A 13,070-nucleotide genomic window follows, 5' to 3' on the forward strand; every position below is an offset into this window, starting at 1 on the left:
GGGGTTCAGCGGGGGAGGCTGATTCCCGGTGTCACGGCCGGGGCGAGCGCAGCGGCCGGCGATGTGCCCGACATGCTGACCGGAACGGTGGCGCCGGGCGTGGGCGCGGTCGCCGGCGGGATGAGCGCGGCCGGGGCCGGGGCGGGGGCCGCGACGGGAGCGGCGACACGGAAGCCGTTGACGATGGCGTCGACGGCATCGGCGGCCGCCACCGACTGCGATTCGGCGGTCGTCACCGACAGCGACACCAGATAGCGATCGGTCCCCGAGGTGGCGATGATGTGCCGCCGTGACGTGTTGAGCGTCATGTTGTTCTCGCGGTAGGTGCCTTCGATGATCGACGTGGGCACCCCGCCCACATCGGCGATCGAACCGCCGGTGGCCCGCCAGGCGGTGAGCTGCTGGCTGTCGACGAAACCGTGCCGGATCGCCTCGCGGGCGTCGAAATCACCGACCAGCTTGTACACCACCACCTGTGCGTTGGAGGTGTACAGCCCGTCGCCGCCGACCCGGTCGGCGATCACGGCGAACGCGTCCGGCACGTTCGGGTCCGGGACCTGGGTCCAGCCGGTGGGTCGCGGCAGCACGATGTTCAGCGCGGTGAAACCGCCGGGAGTCTGGGCTTCCATCCCGACGTTCCGGCTGGCCAGGTAGTCGCGGATGGTGCCCGTGGGGTTCGGTGACAGCGGGACCGACACCGGGCGCGGCGCGGCGGCCGGCATGGTGGCGGTGGTTGTGGTGCCCGGCGGTACGGCGGCCGGCAGCACACCGGTTCCCGAGGCGGGTACCGCGGCGGGCCCCACCGGCTGCGACGGTCCGGGCACCAGCGGCGCGGCCTGCGGGGTGACGGTCACGGTTTGGGTGACGGTGGCCGGACCGGGCGGCGACGGCTGCGGAGCGAGCGGCTCGGCGGCGGCGCCCGGCGCGGTCAGGCCCACCACACCGGCGAAGCCGGCGGCGGTTCCGGCGAGCAGAATCCGCCAACGGTACGAGGTCTCGTTCATCTGACGCCGGTCCTTCCGAGTTGCGCGTGCCTGGGTCAGGGGCCGACTGTAACCAGCTGCGGCTCAAGGTCACCAGGGCCGGAACAGAGCTGCAACCGTGTGGTGAGCGGGCTGCAACGGAACCGATACCAACCCGTGGCCGAAGCGCGCGCGAGCGGCGCTTATACCCTGATTGGCGTGACAGAACCCTCCGCCGACGCGGCCGCGGCCGACGCTGACGCCCCGAGCCACCGCTACAACGCGCAGCTGGCCGGTGAGATCGAGCAGACCTGGCAGCAGCGCTGGCACGCGCAGGGCACCTTCCATGTGCCCAATCCGGTCGGCTCGCTGGCGCCCGCCGATGGCACGGCGGTGCCCGCCGACAAGATGTTCGTGCAGGACATGTTCCCCTACCCGTCGGGGGAGGGCCTGCACGTCGGGCATCCGCTCGGGTACATCGCCACCGACGTGTATGCGCGCTACTTCCGGATGACCGGACGCAACGTGCTGCATGCGTTGGGCTTCGACGCGTTCGGCCTGCCCGCCGAGCAGTACGCGGTGCAGACCGGCACCCACCCGCGCACCCGCACCGAGGCCAACATCGTCAACTTCCGGCGCCAGTTGGGCCGGTTGGGGCTGGGCCACGACTCGCGGCGCAGCTTCTCCACCACCGACGTGGACTTCTACAAGTGGACGCAGTGGATCTTCCTGCAGATCTACAACGCATGGTTCGACACCGACCTGAAGCGCGCCCGCCCGATCGCCGAGCTGATCGCGGAGTTCACCTCCGGGGCCCGGGCGCTGCCCGACGGCCGCAGCTGGTCGACGCTGTCGGCCGCCGCGCGCGCCGACGTGGTGGATTCCCACCGTCTGGTCTACCGCGCCGACTCGGTGGTCAACTGGTGCCCCGGCCTGGGGACCGTGCTGGCCAACGAGGAGGTCACCTCCGACGGCCGCAGTGACCGCGGCAACTACCCTGTGTTCCGGAAACGGTTGCGGCAGTGGATGATGCGCATCACCGCCTACTCCGACCGGCTGCTCGACGACCTGGACGTGCTGGATTGGCCGGACAAGGTCAAGGCCATGCAGCGCAACTGGATCGGGCGGTCCACCGGTGCCGAGGTGCGCTTCGCCACCGAGGCCGGTCCCATCGAGGTGTTCACCACCCGGCCCGACACCCTGTTCGGGGCCACCTACATGGTGCTGGCCCCCGAACACGAACTGGTCGACTCGCTGACGGCGGACGCCTGGCCTGACGGCACCGATGACCGCTGGACCTACGGTGGCGCCACGCCGGCCGAGGCGATCGCGGCCTACCGGTCCGACATCGCGGCGAAGTCGGACCTGGAGCGCCAGGAGAACAAGTCCAAGACCGGTGTGTTCACCGGGTCGCACGCCACCAATCCGGCGAACGGTCAACAGGTTCCGGTGTTCATTGCCGATTACGTGCTGGCCGGCTACGGCACCGGGGCCATCATGGCGGTGCCCAGCGGTGACCAGCGGGACTGGGAATTCGCGACCGCGTTCGGCTTGCCGATCGTCGAAGTGGTGGCCGGCGGGGACATCAGCGAGGGCGCCTACAGCGGTGACGGCGAGCTGGTGAACAGCGACTACCTCGACGGTCTGAGTGTGCCGGCGGCGAAGGCGGCCATCATCGCGCGGCTGGAGGCCGACGGGGCCGGGCGGGCCCGGGTCGAATACAAGTTGCGGGACTGGCTGTTCGCCCGGCAGCGGTATTGGGGCGAACCGTTCCCGATCGTGTACGACGCCGACGGTCGCGCCCACCCGCTACCCGAATCCGCTCTGCCGGTGGAACTTCCGGATATCCCGGACTATGCGCCGGTGATGTTCGACCCCGACGACGCCGACAGTGAGCCCTCACCGCCGCTGGGTAAGGCCACCGACTGGGTGAACGTCGACCTGGACCTGGGTGACGGGCTGCGGCCCTACACCCGCGACACCAATGTGATGCCGCAATGGGCCGGCAGCTCCTGGTACGAGCTGCGCTACGCCGACCCGCACAACCAAGATGAGTTCTGCGCCAAGGAGAACGAGGCCTACTGGATGGGCCCGCGCCCGCAGATCCACGGGCCTGCGGACCCCGGCGGCGTCGACCTGTACGTCGGTGGGGTGGAACATGCGGTGCTGCATCTGCTGTATTCGCGGTTCTGGCACAAGGTGCTCTTCGACCTCGGCCACGTCAGCTCCAGTGAGCCCTACCGCCGGCTGGTCAACCAGGGCTACATCCAGGCCTTCGCCTACACCGACGCGCGTGGCTCCTATGTGCCCGCCGCCGAGGTCACCGAGAAGGGCGGCAAGTTCTACTACGCGGGCCCCGAGGGTGAGATCGAGGTGAACCAGGAGTTCGGCAAGATCGGCAAGAGTCTGAAGAACTCGGTGTCCCCGGACGAGATCTGCGACGAGTACGGCGCGGACACCCTGCGCGTGTACGAGATGTCGATGGGTCCGCTGGAGGCGTCACGACCGTGGGCCACCAAGGATGTCGTCGGCGCGCACCGTTTCCTGCAGCGGGTGTGGCGCGCGGTCATCGACGAGACCACCGGTACCCAGCGGGTCAGCGATGACGAAGCGGTCTCCGAGGACACGCTGCGCGCGCTGCACAAGACCATCGCGGGGGTGGCCGAGGACTATGCGGCGCTGCGCAACAACACCGCGGCGGCGAAGCTGATCGAGTACACCAACCATCTGACCAAGGAGGGTGTCACCGCCCGGTCGGCGATCGAACCGCTGGTGCTGATGGTCGCCCCGCTGGCCCCGCATCTGGCCGAGGAGCTGTGGCGGCGCCTGGGCCACGAGGGCTCGTTGGCGCACGGACCGTTCCCGGAGGTCGATGAGCGCTACCTGGTGGACGACACCGTCGAGTTGCCGGTCCAGGTCAACGGCAAGGTGCGCGGCAAGATCACCGTCGCTGCCGACGCCGACAAGGCCGCCCTGGAGGCCGCGGCGCTGGCCGACGAGAAGGTGCAGGCCTTCCTGGCCGGGGCCACCCCGAAGAAGGCCATCGTGGTTCCCGGTCGCCTGGTGAACCTGGTCGTCTGACCGCGATTTGTGGAGTGTTGGCCGGACTCATTCCGGCTAACACTCCACAAATCACCCGTGCGGGCGGATGACGACCTCGTGCACGGCGCCGTCGGGCGGGGTGTTCACCGCCTGCGCGACCAGACCGCCCACCGTCTCGGGTCGCAGGAACTTCGCCGGGTCATAGGCCCCGCCCTCGTAGGCGACCAGGTCACGCTGCATCTCCGAGTCGGTGCGGCCCGGGAAGATCGAGGTCACCCGCAGCGCCGGCTCGTCGGCGCGCAGCGAGTCGGCGAAGGCGCGCAGCGCGAACTTGCTCGCCGAGTAGGACGCCATCCCCGCCGACACCTTCTGACCGGCACCGGAATTGACGAACACCACCTGACCGCGGGCGGCGCGCAGGGCGGGCAGCAGCGCCAGCGTCAGCGCGACGGCTCCGGTGACATTGACCTCGAAGCTGGCCCGCCACTCGTCGGCCGAGGACTCGGCGACGGTGCCGGGGTAGAGCACCCCGGCGTTGTGGACCAGCACGTCGAGCTCGGCGAGCGGCTCGGCGGCGGACTCGATGGACTCCTGGTCGGTGAGGTCCAGCGGCCAGGTCGGTGCGCCCAGACGCTGGGCCAGCGCATCCAGACGCGCGGACGGGCGGCCCGCCAGCAGCAGGGTGTGGGTGGGGGCGAGGGCGGCGGCGACGGCGGATCCGATTCCGCCGGCGGCGCCGGTGATCAGCGCGGTGGGCACAACGGAAAACACTACCGACTCTGCACGCCGGGCCGCGACGTCGCATTATTGATGCGATGCCACCGGACCCAAGCTTCGCCCCCACCCAGCTCGCAGCGCGTGCGGCCTACCTGCTGCGCGGTAATGACCTGGGCGTGATGACCACCGCGGCCCCGCTGCTGTACCCGCACATGTGGAGCTGGGACGCGGCCTTCGTCGCGATCGGGCTGGCTCCGCTGAGCGTCGAACGCGCCGTCGTCGAGCTGGACACCCTGCTCTCGGCGCAGTGGAGCAACGGGATGATCCCGCACATCGTGTTCGCCAACGGGGTCGACGGCTACTTCCCCGGCCCGGCTCGATGGGCGACCTCGGCGCTGGCCGAGCACGCCCCACGCACCCGGCACACCTCGGGCATCACGCAACCGCCGGTGCACGCCATCGCCGTGCAGCGGATCCTGGACCGGGCCAAGACCCGCGGCCGCTCCACCCGGGCGGTCGCCGAGGCGTTCCTGGACCGCCGGTGGGATGACCTGGTGTGCTGGCACCGCTGGCTGGCCGAGTGCCGCGATCTGCGCGGCCAGGGCCGCATCACCCTGTACCACGGGTGGGAGTCCGGGATGGACAACTCGCCGCGCTGGGACAGCGCCTACGCCAACGTGATTCCCGGCGCCGTCCCGGAGTACCAGCGCGAGGACAACAAGATCAACACCGACTCCACCCAGCGGCCGTCGGACACCGAGTACGACCGCTACCTGTGGCTGCTGGAGGAGATGAAGGCCGTTCGCTATGACGACGAGCTGCTCGCCAAGACGATGAGCTTCGCGGTCGAGGACGTGTTCGTCTCCGCGATCTTCTCGGTGGCGTGCACGGTGCTCGCCGAGATCGGTGAGGATTACAAGCGACCCTCGGCCGATGTGCGCGACCTGTACGGCTGGGCCGACCGGTTCCGTGCCGGCGTCATCGACGCGACCGACCAAAGGACCGGTGCGGCAAGAGATTTCGATGTCCGTGCGGACAAGTGGGTGGCCACCGAGACGGTCGCGCAGTTCGCGCCGCTGCTGTGTGGCGGGCTCTCGCACGACAAGGAACGGGCGCTGCTCAAGCTGCTGGAGGGCCCGCGCTTCAGCAGTCACCCGGATCTGCGCTACGCCCTGATCCCCACCACGTCTCCGGTCTCGCGCGATTTCCGGCCCCGCGAATACTGGCGCGGCCCGGTGTGGCCGGTCACCACGTGGTTGTTCTCCTGGTGCTTCGCCCGGCGCGGCTGGGCCGAACGCGCCTCGGCGCTGCGCCAGGAAGGGCTGCGCCAAGCCAGCGACGGCTCCTTCGCCGAGTATTACGAACCGTTCACCGGTGAGCCGCTGGGCAGCATGCAGCAGTCCTGGACGGCGGCGGCGGTGCTGGACTGGCTGGGTTAGGCCGGACCGGTCGGCTGATCACCCAGGCGATCCAGCGGGCCCAGCGCCGCACAGAGCGCGGCCTGGTCCTCGGCGCTCAGGTTGGCCAGCATCCCGGACAGGAAGGTTCGCCGCGCCTCCAACGCCTCGCGGTGCTGTACCAGCCCGCGCGGTGTCACCTCGACCAGCACCGCGCGCAGGTCCGACGGATCGCGGGAGCGCTTGACCAGGCCGAGCTTCTCCAGCCGGCGGATGGCCACCGTGGTGGTGGGGGTGCGGACCCGCTCGTGGGCGGCGAGTTCGGTCATCCGGATCGGGCCGGATTCCAGCAGGGTCAGCAGGATGGAGAGCTGAGCCAGGGTGAGGTCGCCACCCGGGGAGCTCTGCGCGCCTCGGGTATCGCCGCGCCGCAGCACCGAAAACAGTTTGGAGAGCACACGTTGCAGCTCTCCAGCCAGCTCGGCGGCCTGCGGTTCGGTCTCACCCATAATTCGCTAGTCTAACCGCTCGGTCCCGGTCCGGTTGGAACGCGGTGAAGATCAAAGAACCTGGGACAGAAAGCGCCGCAGCCGCTCGGTCTCGGCGTTCTCGAAGATCCGCTCGGGCGGCCCGGACTCGACGACCACGCCGTTGTCCATGAAGACCACGGAATCGGCAGCCGAACGGGCAAAGCCCATCTCATGGGTCACCACCACCATCGTCATCCCGGTGGACCCCAGATCGGCGATCAGTTCCAGCACGCCCTTGACCAGTTCCGGATCCAGCGCCGAAGTGGCCTCGTCGAAGAACATCACCTGCGGTGACATGGCCAGCGCCCGCGCGATGGCGACCCTTTGCTGCTGACCGCCCGAGAGCGTGGCCGGCCGGACATCGGCCTTGTGCCGCAGGCCAACCCGATCCAGTTGGGCCAGCCCGAGCTCGCGGGCCGCATCGGCGGTCATCCCCTTGAGCTTGCGTGGGGCCAACGTGACGTTGTCCAGCACGGTGCGGTGGCCGAACAGGTTGAACTGCTGGAACACCATGCCGATGCGCTGCCGCAGCGCGTCCGGGTTGTCGCCGAGCACCGAACGGCCGTCGAGCAGGATGTCGCCCGCATCCGGCTCGTAGAGCCGGTTCAGCGTCCGCAGCAGGGTCGACTTACCCGACCCGGAGGGCCCGATGACGGCGGCGGTGCTCCCGGCGGGCACCTCCAGATCCACCCCGCGCAGCACCTTGTTTGCACCGAAGGACAGGTGAATAGCGTTGGCGGCCAGGGAAACCGGCTCAGCCATCAGATCATCTCCTCTTGGATGGGGGCCGGCTGTTTCCCGGTGCGCAACCGCGCGTCGATCACGTTGACCAGATGCGTCAACGGGATGGTCAGCATCAGGTAGAACAGGCCGGCGGCCACCAGCGGGGACAGGTTACCGGTCTGCGCGTTGAGGTCGCGCCCCACCTGGAAGAGCTCCCGCTGGTTGGCGATCAGGCCCAGGAAGTACACCAGCGAGGAGGCCTTCAGCAGTGAGATGAACTGGTTCACCAGCGCGGGCAGCACCCGCCGGATGCCCTGCGGGATGATCACCAGCCGCATCGAAGACGAGTAGCTGAATCCCAGGGCTCGGGAGGCCTCCATCTGCCCGGTCTCGACGCTCTGGATGCCGGACCGGAAGATCTCGCCGACGTAGGCCGCCGACATCAGTCCCAGCGCGGCGATCCCGAGCGGGTAGGGATTGTTGCCGGTCAGCCCGCCGACGATCGGTCCGATGCCCAGCCCGATGACGAGAATGATCACCACCTCGGGCAGGCCGCGGAAGATGTCGGTGTAGACCCGGGCCGGCCAGCGCAGCAACCGGGAACCCGAGATACCGGCGACGGCCAGCAGCATGCCCAGCGCGACTCCGATCACCGCGGCCCCGGCGGTGAGTATCAACGTGTTCGGCAGACCGGTCGTGAGCAGATCGGGGATGGCCTGCCGGTACAGGTCCCAGTTGAGAAACGAATCCGACAACTGGCCAAGGACCGACCGCGGCTCCGGCGGCGCGCCCTGCTCGATGGCCGCGGGGCGCTCGGCCGCGATCGCCGCGAAGTCCGGAAGTTGTGGCACCGGTGCGGCTTTGGAGCCGGGCTTCCACCCGGGCGGCAGGGCGCGGGGCACCCAGTCGGTGTAGAGCCGGGCCCAGGTGCCATCGGCGATCACCGCGTCCAGTCCGGCGTTGAGCGCGTCGATCAGCGGCGTGTTCTGTTTGGCGACCGCGTAGGCCACGAAATTGTCCAGGCTGAAGGTGTTTTCGATGATGGTGGCCGAATCACCGGGCTGCACGGTGCCGACGGCCTGCTGGGACGGGGCCACCCAGGCGTCGATCTGGCGGGTCTTGAGGCTGCCGTAGACGGTGTTGTAGTCCGGGAACTTCACCGGATCCAGGCCCAGGGTGTCGACGACGTAGGCCTCCTGCACGGTGCCCTGGACGACGCCGATGCGCTGGCCCGCGGTCAGCTGGGAGAAGCTGGTGATCGGCGAGCCCGCCGGCACCACCAGGGAGAAGTAGCCGAAGTCGTAACCGTTGGTGAAACCGACGGTTTGGCGGCGGGCGTCGGTGGTGGTGATCGAGGACGAGCCGACGTCGAACCGTCCCGAGGCCACCTGCGCCAGCAGCCCGGAGAAGTCGGTGCCCACGAAGTTGATCCGCAGCCCCAGCTTCTCGGCGATGGCCCGCAGCACCTCGTTGTCGAAGCCGGTGAACTGGCCTGCCGCGTTGATACAGATGCTCGGCGGCGCATCGGACAGGGTGCCGACGGTCAGCACGCCGGGGGTGCCCAGGCCCAGCGCGGCGGTGTCGACGGAGTCCAGCGGTTGCACCCCGGCGGTGGTGTACTTGTCGGCACCGGGCCCTTGGGCCGCCGCGGCCAGATTGGTGGGCAGCGCGCTGGCACTGTCGATGCCGGGAGGGGCGCACTGGTCGGCCGACGCCGGTGCGGCCAGCCCGATACCGCAGGCCAGCAGGGTGAACAGCAGCGCCAGCACCGGGCGCAGCAACGAGGTCATCCCTGAAAAGCTAGTCGCTGCGGCGCAGCGGCCGAAGCCTTCAGCTCATTTCGAATGCAACGGGTCCCTCCAGCACGCCGCGGCGCACCAGCTCGCTGCACATGATGCGCCCCATCAGGTCGGCCGCCGTGGCGCAGGCCGCGCGCGCCGCCTCCGGGTCCCGACCGGTGATCGCGGCGGTCTCGGCTTGGTACTGGCCGAGCAGTGCGGCCGGCGCGTCGAGATGGGCCGCCCAGAAGGACCTCGGAATGAAGGTCTGGGCCGCGTGGATCGCGGCCTGCAGCCGGGGACCGGCGTGGGCGTCGGTGACCGCTTGCCGGTATTGCCAGGCGGTCTCGTGGAAGCCGCGGGAGTCGCGGGTGTTGCGCAGTCCCGTGGTCAGTGCCCGCAGCGTGGTGTGCAGCTCGGCGTTGCCGTCGGCGGCGGCTCGGGCCGCCGCGATGCCGTTGAGCACACCGTAGAGCTCGTAGTGTTCGCGCAGCACGCCGTCGTCGAAACGGTGCAGGAAGGCGCCGCGGTGGTATCGGGTCGAGACGATCCCGTCGTGCTCGAGCTGGACCACCGCTTCCTGGACGGGCACCCGGCTGATACCGAGGTCCTCGGCGATCTCGTTGCGGTCCAGCCGATCCCCGGACCGGAGCTTGCCGGTCAGGATCAGGTTCGCCACATAGGTGACCACGAGGTCTTTCTCTTTGACCCCATACTTCTTGGGCATAGCGGGTGAAGTGTCTCACGCGCACTGCCGCCGCGGCGGCGCTCGGTCAGCCGGCGGCCCGTTCGTCGCGCCACCTGACCAGCGCTTCGGCGATGTTGAGGTCGTAGTCGGGACCGTTCACTCCGACGGTCAGCAGCGTGACACCGAGGCCGACGAGCGACTCGGCGCCGGCGAGCGCGGCCGCCACGCTCTTCTCCGGCACCCCGGAGGAGCGCTCGATCGCGGACGGGTCGCGGCCCACCTCGGCGCAGTGCCCGTCGAGCACCTCGGCCAGCGCGGGGTAGGTGTCCGCGTCGGTGAAGCCGTGCCAGATGTGTGCGTGCTCGGCGACCAGGCGCAGCGTCTTGCGCTTGCCCTGGCCACCGATCAGGATCGGGATCTCGCGCAGCGCAGCAGGATTCAGCTTCGCCAGCCGCGATTCGATGCGCGGCAGCGCGGCGGCCAGGTCGTCGAGACGCCCGCCCGCGGTGCCGAACTCGTAGCCGTACTCGTCGTAGTCCTTCTCCTTCCAGCCCGACCCGATGCCCAGGATCAGCCGGCCGCCGGAGATGTTGTCGACGGTGCGGGCCATATCGGCGAGCAGCTCGGGGTTGCGGTAGGAGTTGCAGGTGACCAGGGCGCCGATCTCGATGCGTGAGGTCTGCTCGGCCCACGCCGCGAGCATGGTCCAGCACTCGTAGTGCGGGCCGTCGGGATCTCCGTACAGCGGGAAGAAGTGGTCCCAGTTGAACGCGATGTCGACCCCGATGTCCTCGCAGCGGCGCACCGCGTCGCGCACCTGACCGTATTCGGTCATGTGCTGGGGCTGGAGTTGGACACCGATGCGGACGGGCCGGGCAGAGGAGGTCATGTAACCACCAATACCCGGTCCGCAGCCACAATCACAGCCCGATTCACATGCCGATGTTGCCGTTGTCCCGCCACACCGCGACCACCGACGGCTTGGCGGTGCCGTTGCCGCCCTCGGGCCAGCGCGACAGCGGGTCATCGATGCTGTTGTCGTCGTTCTCGCCCGGATGCTGCACGCACACCGTGACGAGGTCATCGGTGACCACCGGTCCGCAGGTCTCCGCACCGAGCGGCACCGTGAGGAACTGCTTGGTCAGGCCGCGGGTCGGGCCGTCCAGCGATACTGCGAACAATCCGTCGTTGGAGTCCAGTGCGTTGCCGTCGGTGGACACCCACAGGTTGCCGTGGCTGTCGAAGGCCAGGTTGTCCGGGCACGAGATCGGGCTGACCTTGGTCTTGTCGAACCCGCCGAAATAGGTGTCGGCGGCCTCGGGGTCACCGCACACCAGCAGGAGCTCCCAGGTGAAGTCGGTGCCGGTGTGGTTGTCGGTGATCTCCAGGACCTGGCCGTTCTTGTTGTCGTTGCGCGGGTTGGCGGCGTCCGGGCCGGCCTTGCCCTCGACGCCGCGCTTGGTGTTGTTGGTCAGTGCCACATAGACCTTGCCGGTCTTGGGGTTGGCCTCGAAGTCCTCGGGCCGGTCCATCTTGGTGGCGCCGGCCTTGTCGCCGGCAAACCGGGTGAACACCGCGACGTCCTGTGCGCTCATCCCGTCGACCAGCGACTCGGCCTGCCCGTTGGGCCCGGAACGCAGCAGCGGGATCCAGCTGCCGGCGCCGGCGAACTTGCCGTCGGCGGGCAGACTGCCCGAACCGTCGATCTGGTCGGCGGGGATGTCGCTGGTGAGTTTGGCGACGTACAGCGTGCCCTCGTCCAGGATGGTCATGTTGTGCGCCATGTTGCCCGGCTGAATCTTCTTGTCCGACACGAACTTGTACATGTAGTCGAAGCGCTCGTCGTCACCGGTGTAGGCGACGACGGTGCCGTCGTCGGCGACGTGGATGGTGGCGGCCTCGTGCTTGAACCGGCCCAGCGCGGTGTGCTTGATGGGCGGTGACGCCGGGTCCCACGGGTTGAGCTCCACGACGTAGCCGAACCTGTTCAACTCGTTGGGTGTCTTGGTGACGTCGAAGCGCGGGTCGAAGTTCTCCCACTTGCGTTCGCTGGGCTCCACGGCGACCCCGTACCGCTCCAGGCGCTCGGCCGCCTCGCCCTCGGGCGCCGGAGTGCCCTCCGGCGCACCGAAGTAGGAGTTGAAGTTCTCTTCCCCGGACAGAATGCTGCCCCAGGGCGTCACGCCGCCGGAACAGTTGTTGACCGTGCCCAGCACGGTGCGTCCGGTGGGGTCGGCGGGCGTCTTGAGCAATTCTGCGCCGGCGGCGGGTCCGACGACGGTGAACGGCGTGTCGGCGGTGATACGGCGGTTGTAGCGCCCCATCACCGGGCGCAGGCCGTCGGGCGTACGCTCGACCTCGACCACCGAAAGCCCGTGTGCAGCAAGGGCAATCTCGAACTGCTCGCGGGTGGGGTTGTCGGCGTCGTAACCGGGGTGCATGAACTGCTCGGTGGTGTATTCGTGATTGGTCACCAGCAGGAACCGGTTCGGGGCGCCTTCGACGGGCAACAGGCCGGCGAAGTCGTTGTTGAACCCGAACTGCTGGCGCTGCGCGGCCGCAGTCTGCCGGTTTACGTCGAACACCGGCGCGCCGGGCAGCACCGGATCACCCCAGCTGATCACCACCGCCTGCCGGTAGCCCTCGGGGATGATCACGGCGTCCTCGCTGTTGGGTGCGACCGCGGTGAAGTTCATTCCGGCCGGCGTGGGCGGGTCGGCCGGCGCCGCGCCGGTCGACGACGTCGCGACCGGATCGGACCCGTCGCTCGAGCAGGCGGCCAACGCTGAACCGGCGCCGACAGCCAGCACGGCGATGCCCGCGGTCTTGAGCGCCGACCGACGCGACACGGCCGCCAACACATCGCCGAAGTACTCGTTGTCACTGGTGTTGGGCACCGGTTTGGAGCACGCATCGCCACACTTGTAGCGGCAGGTGACGTGCTGGCGCGACGACCGACCGGTGTGTGAGACAAAGAGATTCAACGGCATGAGCGCCATGGCTGCGCGGGTCCTTCCCGTGGGGAACACCGGCGTGGGCTGCACGCCGGTTCGGCGGGAAAGCTACGGGAGCCGGGCTAGCAGCAGGCAAGCAGAAGGTTAACGGCGGTCGACGGGCTGCAATGTCCACAATGCGCAATGTTTGCCGTATCACGGAATTTGCTGCCGTCGTCCCGGCGGCGGGCGTACAGTGCCGATCAATCAATTGACTAGGGGGTCAAAATGTCGGTCCGC

Annotated in this window: 10 protein-coding genes; 2 read left to right on the top strand and 8 right to left on the bottom strand. The window is 69.0% G+C overall.

What is annotated here, in order from left to right:
• Positions 1-5 precede the first annotated feature (5 nt).
• Positions 6-1,004 carry an LpqN/LpqT family lipoprotein gene (locus tag A7U43_RS02880; RefSeq protein WP_067990891.1) on the bottom strand — a complete coding sequence of 333 codons (999 nt, stop codon included), beginning with the start codon at positions 1,002-1,004 and terminating at the stop codon, positions 6-8.
• Positions 1,005-1,181: 177 nt separating this feature from the next.
• Between A7U43_RS02880 and leuS the strand changes: the two genes are divergently transcribed.
• Positions 1,182-4,043 carry a leucine--tRNA ligase gene (gene leuS, locus A7U43_RS02885; RefSeq protein WP_067990894.1) on the top strand — a complete coding sequence of 954 codons (2,862 nt, stop codon included), beginning with the start codon at positions 1,182-1,184 and terminating at the stop codon, positions 4,041-4,043.
• 51 nt (positions 4,044-4,094) lie between these two features.
• Here the strand turns inward: leuS and A7U43_RS02890 are convergent, their stop codons facing one another.
• Entirely contained in the window at positions 4,095-4,763 is a 669-nt protein-coding gene (locus A7U43_RS02890; protein WP_067990896.1) for an SDR family oxidoreductase, read from the bottom strand.
• A gap of 56 nt (positions 4,764-4,819) precedes the next feature.
• Here A7U43_RS02890 and ggh point away from each other — a divergent pair, with 56 nt between their 5' ends.
• Positions 4,820-6,160, top strand: a complete 1,341-nt coding sequence (gene ggh / locus A7U43_RS02895) for a glucosylglycerate hydrolase (protein WP_067990899.1) — start codon at positions 4,820-4,822, stop codon at positions 6,158-6,160.
• Here the strand turns inward: ggh and A7U43_RS02900 are convergent.
• Genes A7U43_RS02900 through A7U43_RS02925 form a run of 6 tightly spaced genes read right to left on the bottom strand, consistent with a single transcriptional unit; the run spans position 6,157 to position 12,836 of the window.
• Positions 6,157-6,627, bottom strand: coding sequence for a MarR family transcriptional regulator (locus tag A7U43_RS02900; RefSeq protein ID WP_067990902.1), 471 nt, complete (start codon positions 6,625-6,627; stop codon positions 6,157-6,159). The genes ggh and A7U43_RS02900 overlap by 4 nt on opposite strands.
• Positions 6,628-6,678: 51 nt before the next feature.
• Positions 6,679-7,410, bottom strand: coding sequence for an amino acid ABC transporter ATP-binding protein (locus A7U43_RS02905; RefSeq protein ID WP_067990904.1), 732 nt, complete (start codon positions 7,408-7,410; stop codon positions 6,679-6,681).
• Positions 7,410-9,161: an ABC transporter substrate-binding protein/permease gene (locus A7U43_RS02910; RefSeq protein WP_067990906.1), complete on the bottom strand. Its 1,752-nt coding sequence runs from the start codon at positions 9,159-9,161 to the stop codon at positions 7,410-7,412. The genes A7U43_RS02905 and A7U43_RS02910 overlap by 1 nt, the downstream gene beginning before the upstream one ends.
• A gap of 40 nt (positions 9,162-9,201) precedes the next feature.
• Complete coding sequence (locus A7U43_RS02915) at positions 9,202-9,876, bottom strand: GntR family transcriptional regulator (protein ID WP_067990910.1); 675 nt, start codon at positions 9,874-9,876, stop codon at positions 9,202-9,204.
• A gap of 46 nt (positions 9,877-9,922) precedes the next feature.
• Positions 9,923-10,726, bottom strand: a complete 804-nt coding sequence (locus tag A7U43_RS02920; RefSeq protein ID WP_067990912.1) for an LLM class F420-dependent oxidoreductase — start codon at positions 10,724-10,726, stop codon at positions 9,923-9,925.
• 43 nt (positions 10,727-10,769) lie between these two features.
• Positions 10,770-12,836 carry a PhoX family protein gene (locus A7U43_RS02925; protein WP_067990914.1) on the bottom strand — a complete coding sequence of 689 codons (2,067 nt, stop codon included), beginning with the start codon at positions 12,834-12,836 and terminating at the stop codon, positions 10,770-10,772.
• Positions 12,837-13,070 lie beyond the last annotated feature (234 nt).

This window comes from Mycobacterium adipatum (assembly GCF_001644575.1).
GTDB classification, from domain to species: Bacteria; Actinomycetota; Actinomycetes; order Mycobacteriales; family Mycobacteriaceae; genus Mycobacterium; species Mycobacterium adipatum.